This is a genomic window from Actinomadura sp. 1N219, assembly GCF_044326405.1.
Classification (GTDB): Bacteria; Actinomycetota; Actinomycetes; order Streptosporangiales; family Streptosporangiaceae; genus Spirillospora.
This window is the reverse complement of sequence record NZ_JBIRAY010000006.1, coordinates 435,079-452,615: the sequence shown is the minus strand read 5'-3', so window position 1 is coordinate 452,615 and position 17,537 is coordinate 435,079. Positions and strand designations below refer to the sequence as shown.

Annotated in this window: 22 protein-coding genes and 1 pseudogene; 16 read left to right on the top strand and 7 right to left on the bottom strand. The window is 68.9% G+C overall.

Annotated features, from left to right (window positions below; all coding sequences use genetic code 11):
- The first annotated feature begins 202 nt into the window (after positions 1 to 202).
- The 11 genes from ACH35V_RS21900 to ACH35V_RS21850 all read left to right on the top strand — a co-directional run bounded on the left by ACH35V_RS21900 (position 203) and on the right by ACH35V_RS21850 (position 10,213).
- The gene (locus ACH35V_RS21900; protein WP_395974738.1) at positions 203 to 1,411 is read left to right on the top strand and encodes an LCP family protein; all 1,209 of its coding nucleotides are present in this window, start codon (positions 203 to 205) and stop codon (positions 1,409 to 1,411) included.
- A gap of 116 nt (positions 1,412 to 1,527) precedes the next feature.
- Positions 1,528 to 2,448 (top strand): proline dehydrogenase family protein, encoded by a 921-nt coding sequence (locus ACH35V_RS21895; protein WP_395974737.1) that lies wholly within the window; start codon positions 1,528 to 1,530, stop codon positions 2,446 to 2,448.
- Between the two features lie 86 nt (positions 2,449 to 2,534).
- Entirely contained in the window at positions 2,535 to 3,329 is a 795-nt protein-coding gene (proC, locus tag ACH35V_RS21890; protein ID WP_395974736.1) for a pyrroline-5-carboxylate reductase, read from the top strand.
- A 62-nt stretch (positions 3,330 to 3,391) separates the two neighbouring features.
- On the top strand, positions 3,392 to 3,826 hold the full coding sequence (locus tag ACH35V_RS21885) for a hypothetical protein (protein WP_395974735.1): 435 nt from the start codon (positions 3,392 to 3,394) through the stop codon (positions 3,824 to 3,826).
- A 36-nt stretch (positions 3,827 to 3,862) separates the two neighbouring features.
- A complete protein-coding gene (locus ACH35V_RS21880; RefSeq protein WP_395974734.1) occupies positions 3,863 to 5,077 on the top strand; it encodes an acetoin utilization protein AcuC in 1,215 nt (404 codons plus the stop codon).
- An 8-nt stretch (positions 5,078 to 5,085) separates the two neighbouring features.
- A complete protein-coding gene (locus ACH35V_RS21875; protein WP_395974733.1) occupies positions 5,086 to 5,931 on the top strand; it encodes a phosphatase in 846 nt (281 codons plus the stop codon).
- Positions 5,932 to 6,305: 374 nt separating this feature from the next.
- Positions 6,306 to 6,509 carry a helix-turn-helix domain-containing protein gene (locus ACH35V_RS21870; RefSeq protein WP_021591693.1) on the top strand — a complete coding sequence of 68 codons (204 nt, stop codon included), beginning with the start codon at positions 6,306 to 6,308 and terminating at the stop codon, positions 6,507 to 6,509.
- A 389-nt stretch (positions 6,510 to 6,898) separates the two neighbouring features.
- A complete protein-coding gene (locus tag ACH35V_RS21865) occupies positions 6,899 to 6,997 on the top strand; it encodes a 30S ribosomal protein bS22 (RefSeq protein WP_018654693.1) in 99 nt (32 codons plus the stop codon).
- 50 nt (positions 6,998 to 7,047) lie between these two features.
- Entirely contained in the window at positions 7,048 to 8,058 is a 1,011-nt protein-coding gene (locus ACH35V_RS21860) for an NAD-dependent epimerase/dehydratase family protein (RefSeq protein WP_395974732.1), read from the top strand.
- Positions 8,055 to 9,014: a lysophospholipid acyltransferase family protein gene (locus tag ACH35V_RS21855; RefSeq protein ID WP_395974731.1), complete on the top strand. Its 960-nt coding sequence runs from the start codon at positions 8,055 to 8,057 to the stop codon at positions 9,012 to 9,014. Before ACH35V_RS21860 ends, ACH35V_RS21855 begins: the two co-directional genes overlap by 4 nt.
- Positions 9,015 to 9,046: 32 nt before the next feature.
- Entirely contained in the window at positions 9,047 to 10,213 is a 1,167-nt protein-coding gene (locus tag ACH35V_RS21850) for a low temperature requirement protein A (protein ID WP_395974730.1), read from the top strand.
- On the opposite strand, the gene ACH35V_RS21845 is transcribed toward ACH35V_RS21850, so the two are convergent.
- Together ACH35V_RS21845 and ACH35V_RS21840 are read right to left on the bottom strand one after the other, a co-directional pair.
- Positions 10,182 to 10,556 (bottom strand): hypothetical protein, encoded by a 375-nt coding sequence (locus ACH35V_RS21845; protein ID WP_395974729.1) that lies wholly within the window; start codon positions 10,554 to 10,556, stop codon positions 10,182 to 10,184. The two genes, ACH35V_RS21850 and ACH35V_RS21845, sit on opposite strands and share 32 nt — an antisense overlap.
- On the bottom strand, positions 10,535 to 10,867 hold the full coding sequence (locus ACH35V_RS21840) for an ATP-binding protein (RefSeq protein WP_395974727.1): 333 nt from the start codon (positions 10,865 to 10,867) through the stop codon (positions 10,535 to 10,537). The genes ACH35V_RS21845 and ACH35V_RS21840 overlap by 22 nt, the downstream gene beginning before the upstream one ends.
- Positions 10,868 to 11,194: 327 nt before the next feature.
- On the opposite strand from ACH35V_RS21840, the gene ACH35V_RS21835 reads away from it, so the two are divergent.
- Genes ACH35V_RS21835 through ACH35V_RS21825 form a run of 3 tightly spaced genes read left to right on the top strand, consistent with a single transcriptional unit; the run spans position 11,195 to position 12,382 of the window.
- Positions 11,195 to 12,010 (top strand): Scr1 family TA system antitoxin-like transcriptional regulator, encoded by an 816-nt coding sequence (locus ACH35V_RS21835; protein ID WP_395974726.1) that lies wholly within the window; start codon positions 11,195 to 11,197, stop codon positions 12,008 to 12,010.
- Positions 12,007 to 12,186 (top strand): DUF397 domain-containing protein, encoded by a 180-nt coding sequence (locus tag ACH35V_RS21830; RefSeq protein WP_395974725.1) that lies wholly within the window; start codon positions 12,007 to 12,009, stop codon positions 12,184 to 12,186. Before ACH35V_RS21835 ends, ACH35V_RS21830 begins: the two co-directional genes overlap by 4 nt.
- Before the next feature lie 7 nt (positions 12,187 to 12,193).
- Positions 12,194 to 12,382, top strand: a complete 189-nt coding sequence (locus ACH35V_RS21825) for a DUF397 domain-containing protein (RefSeq protein WP_395974724.1) — start codon at positions 12,194 to 12,196, stop codon at positions 12,380 to 12,382.
- Between the two features lie 96 nt (positions 12,383 to 12,478).
- On the opposite strand, the gene ACH35V_RS21820 is transcribed toward ACH35V_RS21825, so the two are convergent.
- The 3 genes and pseudogenes from ACH35V_RS21820 to ACH35V_RS21810 all read right to left on the bottom strand — a co-directional run.
- A complete protein-coding gene (locus ACH35V_RS21820; RefSeq protein ID WP_395974723.1) occupies positions 12,479 to 13,288 on the bottom strand; it encodes a methyltransferase domain-containing protein in 810 nt (269 codons plus the stop codon).
- Positions 13,285 to 13,419 carry a hypothetical protein gene (locus ACH35V_RS21815; RefSeq protein WP_395974721.1) on the bottom strand — a complete coding sequence of 45 codons (135 nt, stop codon included), beginning with the start codon at positions 13,417 to 13,419 and terminating at the stop codon, positions 13,285 to 13,287. The genes ACH35V_RS21820 and ACH35V_RS21815 overlap by 4 nt, the downstream gene beginning before the upstream one ends.
- Positions 13,420 to 13,552: 133 nt before the next feature.
- Positions 13,553 to 13,678, bottom strand: a pseudogene (locus ACH35V_RS21810) (DUF397 domain-containing protein); the annotation flags it as partial.
- A 347-nt stretch (positions 13,679 to 14,025) separates the two neighbouring features.
- Here ACH35V_RS21810 and ACH35V_RS21805 point away from each other — a divergent pair.
- Positions 14,026 to 14,496: an NUDIX hydrolase gene (locus ACH35V_RS21805; RefSeq protein ID WP_395974719.1), complete on the top strand. Its 471-nt coding sequence runs from the start codon at positions 14,026 to 14,028 to the stop codon at positions 14,494 to 14,496.
- Positions 14,497 to 14,540: 44 nt separating this feature from the next.
- On the opposite strand, the gene ACH35V_RS21800 is transcribed toward ACH35V_RS21805, so the two are convergent.
- On the bottom strand, positions 14,541 to 15,374 hold the full coding sequence (locus tag ACH35V_RS21800) for a hypothetical protein (protein WP_395974718.1): 834 nt from the start codon (positions 15,372 to 15,374) through the stop codon (positions 14,541 to 14,543).
- 129 nt (positions 15,375 to 15,503) lie between these two features.
- Entirely contained in the window at positions 15,504 to 16,997 is a 1,494-nt protein-coding gene (locus tag ACH35V_RS21795; RefSeq protein ID WP_395974717.1) for an MFS transporter, read from the bottom strand.
- A 163-nt stretch (positions 16,998 to 17,160) separates the two neighbouring features.
- Between ACH35V_RS21795 and ACH35V_RS21790 the strand changes: the two genes are divergently transcribed.
- Positions 17,161 to 17,502, top strand: coding sequence for a DUF3817 domain-containing protein (locus ACH35V_RS21790; protein ID WP_395974716.1), 342 nt, complete (start codon positions 17,161 to 17,163; stop codon positions 17,500 to 17,502).
- Positions 17,503 to 17,537: the final 35 nt, after the last annotated feature.

Sequence of the window (17,537 nt, the reverse complement as noted above, 5' to 3'; positions counted from 1 at the left end):
TTCCCCGCGCGGGGGGCGGGTCTCGCTAACGGGCCCTCCGCCCGGCGGGTCGTGCGACCTCCGGCGCTAGGCGCCTACGGCCGCACGACCCGTGACCCCGGCTGAGGCCTTGCCCAGGAAGCGCGAACGGGGGTGGGTTCCTGAATTGGACACATGGGGTGAACTGGGTCTTCCTGCTTGATCAGGCTGGTAGCTTCGGCGCATGACCGCCCGAGATCTTCCTGGCGCGCCGGCGTCGCAGCCGTCCGGCGAGGGGCCGCCGCCGGCCGCTGAGCCGAGCGCGCCCGGTGCGTCCGGTGCGCCCGGCGCACCCGGGACGGAGGACGCGGAGAACGCGACCTTCTGGGGCGGTACCGCCAGCGACGCCGGCGATACCGGGGACGAGGGCGAGCTGAAGCGGAAGCGCCGCTGGCCCCGGGTGCTGATCGCGATCGGCGTCTTCATCGTCCTCGTCGTGGCGGGGATCGGCGGGCTGGCGTGGCAGCGGCAGTCGTCCTACAACGGCAACATCGACCGGATCCCCGGCGTGATGCCGGACGACGGCGCGCAGCGCCCCGGCCCGAACATGAAGGGCACCGAGAACTGGCTGCTCGTCGGATCGGACTCGCGGGCCGACGCCGCCACGACCGGTGAGGGCAACCAGGTCTGGAAGCCGGGGCAGCAGCGCACGGACACGATCATGCTGCTGCACCTGCCGGCCGACCGGAAGAAGGCGTACATCGTCTCGTTCCCGCGCGACTCGTGGGTCGACATCCCCGGCTACGGCAACCAGAAGATCAACGCGGCGTTCTCGTTCGGCGGGCCGAAGCTGCTGATCGAGACGATCGAGAACCTCACCGGCGTCCGGGTCGACCACTACGGGGCGATCGACTTCGAGGGGTTCGAGTCGATGACGGACGCGCTAGGCGGCGTCACCGTCAACATCAAGCAGAGCGTGTACGACCCGGCCCGCAAGAAGCAGTGGACGGCCGGGAGGCAGAAGCTCAACGGCGAGGAGGCGCTGCTGTTCGTGCGCCAGCGCTACAACCTCCCGAACGGCGACTTCGACCGGATCAGGCGGCAGCAGGCGTTCCTCGGCGCCCTCGCCAAGCAGGCAGCGGACCGCGGGACGCTCACGAACCCGCTCAAGCTCGACCGGTTCCTGTCCGCGCTCACCAAGTCGATCAGCGTGGACGAAGGCGTCTCGGCGGGCGACCTGCGTTCGCTGGCGGTGAGCATGCGGAGCGTGCGCGCGTCGGACGTGATGTTCCTGACCGCCCCGCACAAGGGCACGGGCAGGCGCGGCAAGCAGAGCGTCGTCCTCCTCGACGGGACGAAGGCGCCCGCGCTGTTCGACGCCGTCAAGACCGCGCGCATGGCCGATTACGTGCGGCAGCACGGCGGCGGCAACAGCCTCGGCACGGTCTCCTGAACGCGGTGCCCTGATCGCCGGATTTCCATACGGGCATAACCTGGTCATTGGGAGGGCCCTCCTCGACCGGTGAAAAGGCCCGCCGGACAGGGGCCGTCGGACAAGGGGTTCGCAGAGTGCTTCGTCAGGCGTTGCTCGTCGCGTCGCGCAGCGGCGGCGCACGCAGGGTTATGGAGACCGCTCCGTTCACGGGCGATGTCGTCCGCCGGTTCATCGCCGGTGAGACGATCGAGGACGCGGCCCGCGTCACCACCGACCTCACCAGCGAAGGCTTGCTCGTGACCCTGGACGTCCTAGGCGAGGACACGCAAGACAAGGGCCACGCAGAAGCGAACGTCCAGAACTACGTCGAGCTACTGGAACGGCTTGGCGCGGCCAGTCTCGGTACACGCGCTGAGGTGTCGCTGAAGCTCTCCGCCATTGGCCAGACGTTCGGCGAAGACCTCGCCTTGGAGAACGCACGCCGCATCTGTGCCGCCGCCCGTTCAGCCAGTACGACGGTGACCCTCGACATGGAGGAGCACACCACCGTCGACTCGACGCTGAGAATCGTCCACGAACTGCGGCGCGATTTCCCCGACGTTGGGGCCGTCATCCAGGCGTACTTGCGGCGGGCAGAGGAACACTGCGCGGAACTGGCCTACGAGGGTTCGCGCGTAAGGCTGTGCAAGGGCGCCTACGGGGCACCCACCGCGGTCGCGTTCACCGACAAGGAAGAGATCGACAGGTCCTTCGTGCGGTGCATGAAAGTGCTGATGGCAGGCAAGGGCTACCCGATGCTCGCCACGCACGACCCACGGCTCATCGACATCGCCGGTGCGCTGTCCGTCCTGAACGAACGCGACGCGGACACGTTCGAGTACCAGATGCTTTACGGCATCCGTCCGCAGGAGCAGCGCAGGCTCGCGGCCCACGGCGCGCAGGTCCGCGTCTACGTCGCGTACGGCCGCGACTGGTACGAGTACTTCATGCGGCGCCTCGCGGAGCGTCCCGCCAACCTCCGCTTCTTCATGCGCTCCCTGGTCGGACGCTCCTGAACCGTCCCGCCTGGGCCGAGCCGTCCCGCCCACCACCACGGCTATAGGCTGGACGCGTCTTTGAATCCCCACGTCAAGGTATGTCGATGATCGCGATTCTGGGTGCCGGGAAGATGGGCGAGGCGCTGCTGTCCGGGGTGCTCCGGGCCGGCCGCCGCCCGTCCGAGCTGATGGCGACCGCGCGCCGGGAGGAGCGGGGCGCGCTGCTGCGCGAGCGGTACGGGATCGAGATCGTCCCGAACGCGGAGGCCGCCGCGACGGCCGGCACGCTGGTCCTCGCCGTGAAGCCCCAGGACATGGGCGTCCTGCTGGACGAGATCGGCCCGCACGTCCCGTCCGGCCGGCTGGTGATCTCGATGGCGGCGGGCATCACGACCGGGTTCATCGAGGCGCGGCTGCCCGAGGGCCTGCCGGTCGTGCGCGTCATGTCGAACACGCCCGTCCACGTGGACGAGGCGATGAGCGTGATCTCGCCCGGCTCGCACGCGGGCGAGGAGCACCTGAAGCTGACGGAGGAGCTGCTGTCCCCGGTCGGCAAGGTGCTGCGCATCCCCGAATCGCTGCAGGACGGCGCGACGGCCCTGTCCGGCAGCGGCCCCGCGTACTTCTACTACCTCGTCGAGGCGATGGTGGACGCGGGCATCCTGCTCGGCATGCCGCGCGCCGTCGCGCTGGAGATGGTCATCCAGTCGGCCGTGGGCGCGGCCGTCATGCTCCGCGACTCCGGTGAGCATCCGGTGCTGCTGCGCGAGGCCGTCACGTCCCCGGGCGGGACGACGATCTCCGCGATCCGCGAGCTGGAGCGGCACGGCGTCCGCGCCGCCGTCCTGGAGGCCATCGAGGCGGCCCGCAACCGGGGCAGCGAACTCGCGAGCGGCTAACCGGCCGAAAGTTCACCCTTGAACCATTGAGCCGATCCGGGGTCCCCACCCGTGTAGGAAGTATGGGACTCATACTCCGCCTGCTCGTCGCCGCCGGACTGGCGGCGGACGCCATCGTGCACTGGAGGTTCGCGCCCGAGATGGCCTTCGTCCAGGGCGGCTCCATCGACGGCGAACTGCTCTTCCGCGTCCAGGCGGCGGTCGCCGGCGTCGTCGCGGTCGTGATCCTCACCTACGCGACCCGCTGGGCGTACGCGCTGGCCTTCCTCGTGGCGGCCAGCGCGGTCGGCGCGATCGTCTTCTACTACTACGTCGACGCCGGCGCGCTCGGACCGCTGCCCGACATGCACGAACCCGTCTGGTACGCGGAGAAGACGATCAGCCTGGCAGGCGAGGGCATAGCGGCACTCGCCGCCCTAGCTGGCTTCGTCACCGCGTCACGCACGAAACGCGAGGACGAAGACGCCCGCACCCCGGAACCCGCGACCCGCCTCTGACCGAGCCGGTTTTGGCGGCCGCGATACCGTGAGGTCATGAGCAGCGCCGCGTCCTCCCCCCGGTCCGGTCCCGAGAACTGCGGGCTGGAGATCTTCTGGGACGAGCGGCTCATCTCCTACGACTTCGGTCCCGGGCATCCCATGAACCCGGTGCGCGTCGAGCTGACGATGGCGCTGGCGCGGGAGCTCGGCGTCCTGGACCGTCCCAACGTGACCGTGTCCGGGTTCGAGGCCGCGGACGACAAGCTGCTCGGGCTCGTCCACGAGGAGGGTTACATCGCGGCGGTCAAGCACGCCGGCGCGACCGGGACGCCCGACCCCCGGCACGGCCTCGGCACCCCCGACAACCCGGTGTTCCTCGGGATGCACGAGGCGTCGGCGCTGGTCGCGGGCGCGTCCGTCGCCGCGGCAGAGGCCGTCTGGACGGGACGCGCCGAGCACGCCGCCAACATCTCCGGCGGCCTGCACCACGCGCTCAGCGGCGGCGCCAGCGGGTTCTGCGTCTACAACGACCCGGCCATCGCGATCGCGTGGCTGCTGGACAACGGCGCCGAGCGCGTCGCGTACGTCGACATCGACGTCCATCACGGCGACGGCGTCCAGGCCGCCTTCTACGACGACCCGCGCGTCCTGACGATCAGCCTGCACGAGACGCCGCGGACGCTGTTCCCCGGCACCGGCTTCCCCGACGAGACGGGCGCGGACGGGACGTCCGTCAACATCTCCCTGCCGCCCGGCACCGGCGACGGCCCGTGGCTGCGCGCGTTCGACGCGATCATCCCGCCGCTGCTGCGCCGGTTCCGCCCGGAGGTCCTCGTCACGCAGCACGGCGCGGACGGCCACGCGCTCGACCCGCTCGCGCACCTGACCCTCAGCGTCGACGGCCAGCGCACCGCGTACGGCCTGCTGCACCGCCTCGCGCACGAGACCGCGGGCGGCCGCTGGATCGCCACCGGAGGCGGCGGCTACGAGCTGGTCCAGGTCGTGCCGAGGGCGTGGACGCACCTGCTCGCGGAGGCGGCGGGCGGGCCGATCCCGCCCGACACCCCGACGCCCGAGAGGTGGCGCGAGCTCGCCCGGCACAGAACCGAAGAGATCGCCCCCCTCCGCATGACCGACGGCACGGACGAGGTGCGGATCAGCAGATGGGGCGACGGCTACGACCCGGGAAGCCCCATCGACCAGGCGGTCCTGGCGACGCGGCGCGCGGTGTTCCCCGAGCACGGCCTCGACCCGATGACGGACGAGTGAGCGCGCACGTGAACCCGGCACCGACGCGGGACGAGCTGCGCGCCCACCTGGTGCGGACGATGATCGCCGGCGATGTCGCGACGCCGCGCCAGAACAACCTGCTGCACTACCGGCGGATGGCCGCCGGCCACCCGTACTACCAGTTCGGCCTTGAGCTCAAGCCCTCGTGGACGGAGCAGACCGTCCTGGAGATGATGGTCGAGCGCTGCGGCGTGGACGCCGACCCCCGGCACGTGTACGGGGACGACACCATCGACCCGGAGATCACGCTCGACACCCTGGAGGCGATGGGCGACCGCGTCGGCCTCGCCGCCCGCCGCCGGGAGAGCGTGGTCCTCGCGACCGGCCATCCGTCGACGCTGGCGCCGCTGTACCAGGCCGTCGCGCGGGCACTGGCCGAGGCGGGCTGCCGGCTCCTCACCCCCGCCGCCGGCTGGACGTACGAGATCGAGACCGGCTACGGCGGCTCCGACCTGCGCCGCATCGTCTACGCCGAGCCCGGCGTGGCGATGCTCGAAGGTGACGACCAGCGGACGCACCACACGCACGACTCCCGCCCGATGGAGACCATGCTCCGCGAGCTTGCCACTACCGCTTCAGCGGACTCTCCGGAGGCTAAACCTGATTTTTGGCCGGATCTGGCCATCGCCGATCACGGCTGGGCCGGAGCCGCCGGTCAGGCGGGCATCGACACCGTCGGTTTCGCGGACTGTAACGATCCCGCGCTGTTCGCCGGCGCCGCAGAAGGCAAGATCGACGTCGCCGTCCCGCTCGACGACGGCGTTGCTCCGCAGCACTACGCGCCCCTGACCGCCTACATCCTCGGCCGTGCGGGGCTCGGCCCGTCCGCCTGACCTTCCTCGTCCCGGGCCGCCCGGCCGTCCTTCCCCGCGTGCCGGGCCTTGTCGGGGCGTCCCTGCTGTCACTGCGTGTGACAGGGCGGCCGTAACGGGACGCATGGGCTTGCGCGACGCCATCGGGAGCATCGGAACCGCAGGTCAACACGGGGTTTCGGTTGACAACCGTTCGCCGCGCCACGCGTGGTGCCGTCAGCTCCACCCTCCGTAGGGGATTAGCACTGTGTCCTCCTGGTCAGGTCGGGATACGGAAATGTGCGGAACTCCCCTCTTGCGACTGCCGATACGCGATTTACGCTGGAGGAAGTACACGTGCGTGATCAAAGTCACCCGAAGGGCCGGTGCGCGGCACGTGTGGAAGAGGGCGTCCGATGACCTCAGGCGAGCGACCTCTGAGCGAGGTCAGGTTCCTGACCGTGGCCGAAGTGGCGGCGGTGATGCGGGTGTCCAAGATGACCGTCTACCGCCTCGTCCACTCGGGCGAGCTTCCCGCGATCCGCGTGGGCCGCTCGTTCCGGGTTCCCGAGCAGGCCGTTCACGATTACCTGCGCGACGCGTACATCGAAGCCGGATAACGGGTAAGGGCGGGGGATGACCTCGCCGCCTACTCCATACCCGGCCGTGCAGGGGGCGTCGGGACGGTTCCCAGGAACCGTCCCGAAGCTGGGGAAGCAAGACGAGGACCGGGACGACGGTCCGGACACCGGGCGGGACGGGCGGTGGCGCGTACAGCGGCCACCGGACCGCCCCGTCCGCGCGAAACGGTGCCCGGCGCCGCGCGACGCGCGGCGCCAGGCTCCGCACGCCAGGTGCTTGGCTCTGCACGCCCAAGGCGCGGGCCACCGGCGTGACCCGCCCCGTACAGCGGTACCCTTGGGCGGCGGACCGTGCGCGCACTTCGAGCGAAGCTCGCCGGCGGCACGCCCGCCTCCTGCACATCACCCGAAATGCCGAGCGAGGTCCCGTGGGCTCTGTCATCAAGAAGCGGCGCAAGAGGATGGCCAAGAAGAAGCACCGCAAGCTGCTGAAGAAGACGCGCATCCAGCGTCGCAACAAGAAGTAGTCGTCACGCCGGCCATTCAGCCGTAAGGGGTGGGGCGCACCATGTCCTCCATGCCCGCCGCCGCGGCCCGTGTCGTCCTCGTCACGGGCGTCTCCCGTTTCCTGGGGGCGCGGGTCGCGAACACCCTTCAAGCCGACCCCGGCATCGAACGCGTCATCGGCGTCGACACAGTGCCGCCGGACGCGTCGCTCGGCGTACCGCTCGGACGCACCGAGTTCGTCCGCGTGGACATCCGCACCCCGAGCATCGCGAACCTCATCGAGTCGGCCGGGGTCGACACCGTCGTGCACCTCCATCTCCTCACCTCCTCGTCCGCCCCGCGGGCGAAGGTGAAGGAGCTCAACGTCATCGGCACGATGCAGCTGCTCGCGGCCTGCCAGCGCTCGCCGGACATGCGCAAGCTCGTCGTGCGGTCCTCGGCCGCCGTGTACGGCTCCTCGCCGATGGACCCGGCCGTGTTCACCGAGCTGGACGAGCCCGTCGAGGGCCCGAAGTCCGGGTACGCCAAGGACGCCGTCGAGGTCGAGGGGTACGTGCGCGGGCTGACGCGGCGCCGGTCCGACCTGACGGTGTCGGTGCTGCGGTTCGCGAACGTCCTCGGGCCCGGCGTCGACTCGCCGCTGACCCGGTACCTGCGGCTGCCCGTCGTCCCGACGGTGCTCGGCTTCGACCCTCGGCTGCAGTTCGTCCACGAGGACGACGGCGTCGAGGTGCTGCGCCGCATGACCGTCGAGGACCATCCCGGCTGCTTCAACGTCGCGGGCGACGGCGTCCTGCTGCTCTCCCAGGCGCTCCGCCGCGCCGGACGCCCCTACGTGCCCGTCCCGTCGCCGTCCCTCTCGATGCTCGGCGACATGGGACGCCGCTTCGCCGGCCTGTCCGGCTTCTCGCCGGAACTGCTGCGCTGGCTGACGTACGGCCGCGTCATCGACACCACGGCACTGGCGGACGAGCTGTCCTGGCACCCGAAGTACAGCTCCGAGGCCGCCTTCGCCGACTTCGCCGCCGCCCAGGGCTTCGGCGCCAACCCGCTGATCGCGCTCTTGGGACGGCCCGGATGATGAACGCCCACCACAAGGACCACGAGGACCACGACGAAGGCGATGGCGACGGCGACCAGGACGCGCAGGTCATCCGCCTCGACACCGCCCGCCACCAAGACGACGACGATGCCACTGACGAACGCAGCCCCTTGGAACGAGGCATAGCCTCCGGCCTGGCATTTCTGCGCCGCCGCCTGGCCGGCGAGTACGAGGTGGACGAGTTCGGCTACGACCCGGAATTCAACTCCACGCTCCTCCTGCCGGCCGCCCGCGCCCTGTACGAGCACTGGTTCCGCGTCGAGCTCGCAGGCGTCGAGAACGTCCCGGACGGCGGCGCCCTCGTCGTAGCGAACCACTCCGGCGTCATCCCCCTCGACGCGCTCATGCTGTCGGTCGCCCTGCACGACCACGCCGACCGCCAGATCCGCCTGCTCGGGGCCGACCTCGTCTACCAGATCCCGATCCTCGGGCACCTGTCCCGCAAGGCCGGGCACACCCTCGCCTGCCAGGCCGACGCGGCCCGCCTCCTCGGCAAGGGCGAACTCGTCGGCGTGTTCCCCGAGGGCTTCAAGGGCGTCGGCAAGCCGTTCGCCGAGCGGTATCGGCTCCAGCGCTTCGGCCGCGGCGGCTTCGTCGGCACCGCGCTGCGCGCCGGGGTCCCGATCGTCCCGTGCGCCATCGTCGGCGCCGAGGAGATCTACCCGAAGATCGCCGACGTGAAGCCGCTGGCCCGCCTGCTCGGCCTCCCGTACTTCCCGATCACGCCGACGTTCCCGCTGCTCGGGCCCGCCGGGCTCGTTCCGCTGCCGTCCAAGTGGATGATCCAGTTCGGCGAGCCCATGACCCTGGACGAGTACGACGCCGACACCGCCGACGACCCCATGACGGTGTTCGACATCACCGACCACGTCCGCGAGAACGTCCAGCAAATGCTCTACGAGACACTCCTGCGCCGAGGCCCCGCCTTCCTCTGACGGCCACACCTCCGCCACCTTAGAGTGAGCGAATGAAGGCGTTCCGTAGCCGCATGGTCGCCCGCGACGTGGACGAGCCGCACCGCGCGTCCAGCCCGCTAGAACTGCTCTTCGACCTGACGTTCGTCGCGGCCGTCTCCCAGGCCGCCGGACGGCTGGCGCACGCCACCGAGGAAGGGCACGTGGGCGACGCCGTCCTGCCGTTCCTCATGGTGTTCTTCGCAATCTGGTGGGCGTGGATGAACTTCACCTGGTTCGCGTCCGCGTACGACGCCGACGACGTCCCGTACCGCGTCATGACGTTCGTGCAGATGGCGGGCGTCCTCGTCCTGGCGGCCGGGGTGCCGGACGCGTTCGACGGCGACTTCACCACCGTCACCATCGGCTACCTCGTCATGCGCGTCGGCCTGGTCGGCCTGTGGACACGGGCCGCGATCGCGCATCCGGAGACGCGCGCCACGACCGTCCGGTACGCGGTCGGGGTGTCGTTCGTCCAGGTGTTCTGGCTGTCGCGGCTCGCGCTCCCGGGCGACGGGCCGAGCTGGGTGTTCCCGCTGCTGGTGCTGCTCGAACTCTCCGTCCCGCAGATCGCCGAACGCGCGGGCGCGACGACCTGGCACCCGCACCACATCGCCGAACGGTACGGGCTGTTCACGATCATCCTGCTGGGGGAGAGCGTCCTCGCCTCGACCAACGCCGTCCAGGACGCCGTCGAGCATGGCCTCAGCACCGAACTGGTCACCATCGCGATCGCGGGCCTGGCCATCCTCTTCACCCTTTGGTGGATCTACTTCTCCGAACCTGCGGGCGAGGGGCTGGCCGCGCGCCGCGAATGGTCCTTCATCTGGGGCTACGGCCACTACGTGATCTTCGCGGCGCTGGCCGCCGTGGGCGCCGGGCTGGAGGTCGCGGTCATGTGGGCGGGCGACCACATCAAGGCGGACGAGAAGACCGTGATCGCCGCCGTCGCCGTCCCCATCGCCGTGGTGCTCGTCATGCTGTGGGCCCTGCACGCCCCGATGCGGCGCACGGCCGCCCGTCCCGAGCTCATCGGGATCACGGCCGTCCTGGCCCTGCTCACCACGTTCGCCGCTCCCGCCATCGGCGTTGCCGCGAGCCTGGTCGTCCTCGCAGCCCTCCTCGCCCTCCTCATCGCCGCCACGATCGTCACCAGGTCGATGGGAAGAGCCGGTGCTTGAGCAGGCGGTCGACCTGCGCGGCGGCCGCCCCGGCGTCTCCGCACAGGCACAGGTAGCCGTGCCGCCCGAACTGCGCCTCGTGGTAGCCCCACGTGCACCCAGAGGTGGCGAGGACGCTGACCACCATGCCGACGTCCTTGGTCGCGCGCGCGTGAACCCACAGCAGCGGCACGGGGACGGCGAACTCCTCGCGCCGGTAGAACTTCATGAACCGCCAGCCTTCCGGCGCGAGTTCGGCGGCGAGATCGTCCAGGTAGCGCACCGCCGTCTCGCGTCCCCAGCGCGTCCGCAGGCGCAGCAGCCGCCGCTCGGCCCGGACGGCTAGATCCCGCACTTCGCCCACGCCACCTTCCCTCCCTCCACCAGCGGCCGGGTACCCCAGTCGCGCGCGAGGCAGGCCACCATCAGCAGCCCGCGCCCGCCGATGGCGGCGTGGTTCTCCACCTGGATGACCGGCTGCCCGTCGCCGCCGTCCCGGACCTCGATCATGGGCAGCCCGTCGCGCTCGTCCTGGAACACCCGCAGGACGATCGGCCCGTCCCCGTGCACCAGCGCATTCGTGACGAGCTCGGAGACGATGAGCCGCCCGTCGTAGTCGTCCGCGATGCCCCACTCGGCGAACCGCCCCGCCAGAAACCGCCGCGCCTCGGCCACTGCCTCCTCCGTGCGTTCGAGGACGCACTCACTCTCATCCCGCTCCTGAACGGCTTCTTTTGTGAATTCATACATCGCCACGCGCTATCCCTCCTGCCCGATTTGCGTTGGAGATGGCGAAAAGGCATTCCGCTTTGACCGATTCGGGGGGAACCGTCAAAACGATCGCCTCGAACATCGCGACCTCCATTTCCGCCATCCCTCTGGCCGAGCATCGCGCAAAGTGTCATGCTTATGAATGTGTACTCCACGTCATGAAGCAACCTCGGAGCATGGCCCGGAATCCACTGGTCGTCATGGGTCATGACTGGTCATCGGGAGGACGAAATGCCGCAGCCCCCAAAGCGCCTCACCCCGTCGAACAGCGCCCTCGACCTGTTCGGATCAGAAGTCCGCAGATACCGCGTGCTCGCGAATTACAGCATCAAGCAGCTCGCGGCCAAGATCCCCTACAGCCCGTCGTTCATCGGCGCGGTCGAACGCGCCGAATCGCACTGCGAACGCTCCTTCGCCGAACACTGCGACGCCGTCCTCGACACCAAGCAGGCCCTCGCCCACCTCCACGACGGCCTCTTCGGCAACAAGAAGGACGGCATCCCTGAGTGGTTCCGCAAGTGGCCCGGAGTCGAAGAGGAGTCGAGCACTCTCAAGGTGTACGAGCCCCAGGTCGTCTACGGTCTCCTCCAGACGGAGGAGTATGCCAGCACACTCCTTTTCGGTAATCGGGAGTCGGTCGAGGCTCGAATGGCTCGGCAAGCCATCCTTACGCGGACGGGTCCTAACCCTCCTCGCCTGGTGTACGTCCTGCCCGAGGTCGTACTCTGGTATGACGTTGGAGGGCCGAGTGTTATGCAAGCCCAGCTCAAACACCTTGCAGACTCCATCGGAGACCGCCTCAGTGTTCAGGTCATCCCGAACGGTGTTCCCCACCCCGGCAATGAGGGGGCATTTGTGGTGGCGACTCTTCCCGATGGGAAGGAGGTCGCCCTGGTTGAGACCGCCGCACGTGGGATCATGATGGACAGCCGAGAGGACATCTCCAGGCTCAAGGACACGTTCGATGCGATCGGCACACAGGCCCTCCCCACGCGCATGAGCGCCGACCTGATCAACCACACAGCCGAAGAGAAGTGGACAACATGAACCGAGAGCTCACCTGGCGTAAGTCGAGTCGTAGCGGCAGCTCCGGTGGCAACTGCGTTGAGTTGGCCAGCATGGACGAGAAGGTGGCCGTTCGGGACTCGAAGGACCCCCACGGGCCGGTCCTCTTCGTGACGCGCGCAGCGCTGCGTGCCGCCATCCGCTCGGCGCACGAGTGAGAATGCCATGCATCAGCTGACCTGGCGTAAGTCCAGCCGCAGTAGCAGCGACGGTGACATGTGTGTCGAGTTGGCCGGGCTTGAAGCCTCGATCGCGATTCGGGACTCGAAGGACCCGGACGGCACCGTCCTCGTCGTCCACTCGGCCACCTTGCGCGAGGCCATCCGGGCGGCGGACGGTATCAGTACCGGTTGAGGAGTTCGCTCGCCGCAAGGGCGTCCGGCCCGTGGAGTCGGTGGAGGACAAGGCCCAGGACGGGTCTTGAGTCGGACGAAGAACCGGCGTGCCCGTTTAGCGAACTGGGGTGGCGGGTGTGTCCAGCCAGAGGTGTTGGCCCTTGTCGGTGATGGTGATTCCGTAGCGGGTGCAGTCGGGCCTACCGGCGTTGATCCATCGTTGTTCGGTCTCGTGGATCACCGACTGTGGTAGGCGCTGGCTGCGGAGTGGCATGAATGATGCGGGGCCGATGAATTTGCCGGTCGCCGTGCCGTCTGAATGAACGGTCAGGCGGCACAGCGGCCAATCGGGGTGGAAGGTCGGCCCCCAGGGCACCACGATCAGGCCGCCGGGTTTGGTCTGGCGAACCCAGGCATAGGGGATTTGGTGGGCGGCGGCGGTCACGATGACGCGGTCGTAGGGTGCGTTCGGCGGGTGCCCCTGCGTCCCGTCAGCGACGACGAGGTGTACCGAATACCCGCCGTCGTGGAGTGCGGTGCGGGCGTGCGCGGCGATCGCTGGATCAATCTCGACGGTGGTGACGTTCTGGGCTCCGGCAATGGTCGCCAGGACGGCGGCGTTGTATCCGGTGCCAGTGCCGATCTCCAGAACACGCATGCCGGGGTGAACGTCAAGCGCGTTGAGCATGTCGGCCATGACTTCGGGTGAACTGCCCGACGATGTCGGCCACGTTCCCCGGTCGGTGGCCCCGTCATCCACCTGGGTGATGACGGCTTCGTCGTCAGCGCCGACGATGCGTTCCCAGTCGTCCGGCTGGTTCTGGCGAGTGATGGGAACCGCCCAGCCATCGTCTTGTCTGATCCATATCGTGTCGGGGACGAACAGCTCCCTCGGGACGGCGCGGCGAATGTCGTCTGGGTTCACCCCTGTTCCCCGCTGCCATTGCAGCCCGTGCACTGGACCTCTTGTTGCCGCCCCTTGCCGTTGGTTCCGGTCTTGATCTTTCCCGTGCCGTTGCACATGCCGCATTTTTCCTTCTTGCCGTGCTTGCCCATGGTCCGCGCCTCTCCGCTCGGGTCTAGTTGACGCTAGTGATTGGGCGTGCGTCGGATCTGCGGAGAATTACCGGCAGAAGGCTAACCTGTCGCGCCCGCCACCTGTTGCGGGCTGCACCCGCCCGTAGGTTGATCAGAAGTTGAGCCCTCCGGCCTGGATCCGGACGACGATCTCGTTCATGGCGGTACGGGAGACGTTCAGGTGACCGGCCTCCGGCGCCTGGCTGTCACGCACCCCGATGCCGACGCCCAGGTCCGCGACCTCGACGCACTGGGCCTTGTTGGTCTCGTCCTCGCTGTACGAGGACTTGCGCCATCCCTGTGTTGTCGGCGATCGGGCTGTGTTTGGCGACCTCGGCCAGCGTGCCTGGGTCGGTCATGGTCGTGCCCTGGAACATGAAGTCCCCGGTCTCGGGATCCACGAACACGGCCGGGGTGCCCAAAGGTGACATGCCGCCCACAACCTCACCGGGATGCCCGCACGGAGTTAAGGAAAGTAGCGTCAGCGCCTACGAAGACGCTCTACAACCCCGACCTATCGTGGTGATGCCCAGATGATCGTGAACGCGCACGGGTTCGGTTGCCGAGCGGTCAAGGAGTAGTGCAATGGCGCGTACTGAGTATTACGACGATCCGGCCGCGCCGGACGCGAATTCGATGGTGGTCGCCGCGTCGGCTGTCGTCCTCAACGAGCGCGGTGAGGTGCTGTTGCAGCGCCGGGCTGATTCGGGTCTTTGGGCGTTGCCGGGTGGGGGGATGAATCTGGACGAGTCCCTGCCGGGCACGGCCGTCCGGGAAGTCAAGGAAGAGACCGGGTACGACATCGCGGTCACGGGGCTTGTCGGTACCTATACCGACCCGCGCCACATCATCGCTTATTCAGATGGCGAGGTTCGTCGGCAGTTCAATGTCTGCTTCAGGGCTCGCCTGCTCGGAGGCGAACTCCAAGTGAGTGATGAGTCCCTGGAGGTCCGTTGGGTGCCGGTCGAGGAACTGGACGAACTGCCCATGCACCACACCCAGCGCTTGAGGTTAAGTCACTACCGCGAAGGGCGAGACACGCCCCACCTCGGTTGAGAGTCAGCGGCCTCGGAAGTACGGCGGACGAGCGCGGCTGGGATTCACCAGCTGTTTTGGAAGAAGGCTAGGAGGGCCGGGGTCGGGTCGGTTGCGGTGGTGATGTTTGCTACGGCGACGACGATTCCGGCCAGGGAAAGCAGGGCTGAGAGGGCGCCGAACGAGCTCAGGACTCGCCTTGTTCGTCTGGCTGACCGCTCCGTCTGTGTGAACCGCCTCCACAGGAGCGCGCTGAGGGCTATGAGGGCGGCCGCCGCGATTGTGGCGATTACGGCCATGGCCACGTGGTAGCGGGCGAAGTCGTCGGTCATCAATTGCAGGGCGGGTGCGGTGTGGCCGTCCGTGTCCAAGGAGTTGGCCAGTTGCAGTTTGATTTGATCGAGCGTGCCGGTGAGTTGGGCGTCGGGCGCGTCCGCTGTCAGCATCGGCAGCATGGAGGCGTAGGGGGCGACCATGCCCTGGAGGTTGGCCATCACCGCTACCAGTGAGAACAGCGCGAGCATGGTGATGAGAACGCCGGTCGAGGCCAGCGCGACGTTCTTTCCCGTCCCGAGACCGTCGGCCTTCGCGAATGTTTTCCAGACGCGGACGCCGAGTGCGACGAGCACGATCAGCAAGAGTGCGGCGATCGCTGCTTTGGCCAGGTGATAGCGGAACCAGTAGTCGACGACCCCTTCCAGGGTCGGGGACAGATCCCGGTCGCCAGAACTCCAGTATCCGGTGAACGACGTCCGGAGAGCTTCGACGAGGTCGTGCTCTCCGGTGAAGGCGCTGCCCGGCCCGATGCCCGCCAGGAAGCCAGGGGCGACGACGAAGGCGGCCGCCAGAGCCAAGGTGAGCACCGCAAGGGCGCGACCGGGAACCCTGGGCGGGCGCATCAGGGCTGTATGAGCTGACATGAGGTTCCTTAGGCGATAGCGGGTGGGACCTCCATGGAGCATGTCGTTTCGGGGACCGGCCCACATCGGTCCCCAGCGTGATCCGGCATCGGTGCCTGGTGTGATTTCTCAGGACCTGGTCGTCTCGCGGGCGGGGAGTGGGGCCGGGGTGGTCGGAGTCGTTGGGCGCATGGTCAGGACCAGGACGGCCAGGCCAGCGAAGATCACTGCGGCTATGGCGCCGGTGACGTGGAGGCTGGTGGTGAAGGCGTCCTGGGCGGTGTGCAGCAGTTCGGCGGCCTGGGCGGCGGGGAGGTGCTCGCTGGTGGCGACGGCGGCGGGTAGCGAGTCGGACGTGCCGTCCATCCGGTCGCGGTAGACCACGGTGGCGACCACGCCCAGCAGGGCGAAGCCGAGCGAGCCGCCGATATAGCTGCCCGTCTCCGACATCGACGCGGCCGACCCGGCGCGCTCCGGTGGCGCGGACCCGATGATCAGTCCGGTGCCCAGCGCGAACAGCGGGCCGGTGCCCAGTGCCAGGACCGTGATGCCGGTGATGACGAGCGGGAGGGCACGGCCGTCGTCCACGCCGATCAGCAGTAGGCCGCCGACCGCCGATGCCGCCAGCCCGGCGGCGATCGCGGACGTCTGCTTCATCCGGTGGGCGAGCAGGGGCGCGGTCAGGGTGCCCGCCGCCACGCCCAGGCCCATGGGGGCGAATAGCATCGCCGACGCGAACGGCGAATAGCCCAGCACGCCTTGCAGGTATTGCGTCACCAGCAGGCCCGTTCCGGCCATCGCGATGCCTGCGAAGACCAGCGCGACGAGCACGGCCGTGAACGGGCGGTTGCGGAGCAGCCGCAGGTCGAGAAGTGGGGTGTCCAGGCGCAGTTGGCGGCGTACGAACACCCATCCGATCGCGCCGCCGGTGACGAGAGCCACTGCGGGCAGGGCGCGGACGTCCTCGACGGTCAGCTGCTTGATGCCGTACACGATCAGCAGCATCGACGCCAGCGACAGCGCGACGCTCGCGGGGTCGAGCCGTCCTGCCTTCTCGCTTCGGAACTCCGGCAGCAGGACGGGCCCGGCGAGCACCAGCAGCAGCATCGCCGGGACGGCGGCCAGGAACACCGATCCCCACCAGAAGTGCTGGAGGAGGAGCCCGGCGAGGACGGGCCCGAGCGCGCCGCCGGTGAACTGGCAGGTGGCCCAGGCCGCGATTGCCTTCCCGCGCCGGTGCTCGTCCCGGAACATGGTGGTGAGCAGGGCGAGGGTGGACGGCGCGAGCGTCGCACCGGCGACGCCGAGCAGCGCGCGGACGACGATCAGCATCAGCGGGCCGGTCGCGAACGCCGCCACGACCGACAGCGCCGCGAACGCCGCCGCGCCCGTGAGCAGCAGCCGTCGGCGGCCGATCCGGTCGCCGAGCGTGCCCATCGTGATGACCATGCCGGCCACCAGGAACCCGTAGCCGTCGCTGATCCACAGCTGCTGGACGCTCGTGGCGCCCAGGTCGGCGGTCAGCTGCGGCAGGGCGAGGAGCAGGGCCGTCGTGTCCATGGCGACGATGAAGGTCGGGAGCATGAGGAGGGCCGCTCCCAGCCACGCGCGGTCGATTCGCATATCCGAAGCACTCTGCCGTTCTGTCGAGGACGTCCTTCGCTGGTCGGTCGGAGCGGCCGGGCGCTTCTCGACATCAGGGCGGAGAAAATCTTCGGGGTTTGACGATTTTCACTACGGCGGGTAGTACTACTTGCCGTAGTGACACTGGGGACGCGGAGGTTCCATGCCGGCGAAGAGCAGCAGCTTGACGAACCTTGGCGAGCGCAATTCGGTGTTCTGGTTCCGGGTGATCACGCTTGCGGAGGGGTGGTCGTTCGTCGTCCTCCTCATCTTCGGCTCGCTGCTGAGCCGCGTCTCCGACATCGACCTGGTGCAGCCGCTCGGCCTCCTGCACGGCGCGCTGGTGATCGCGTGGGTGCTGGTGTTCGTGGCGGCGCGCCGCAGGCTCGCCTGGGGCGTCGGGCCGAGCCTGCTGGCGGTGCTCGCCTGCCTGCTCCCGCTGACCCCGTTCGTCTTCCACCGGAGCAAGCGCGCGGAACTGCTGCGCGCCGAAGCGCGGGCCTGAACGCCGTCGCTCGCTCGTCGGATTACGCATCGTTC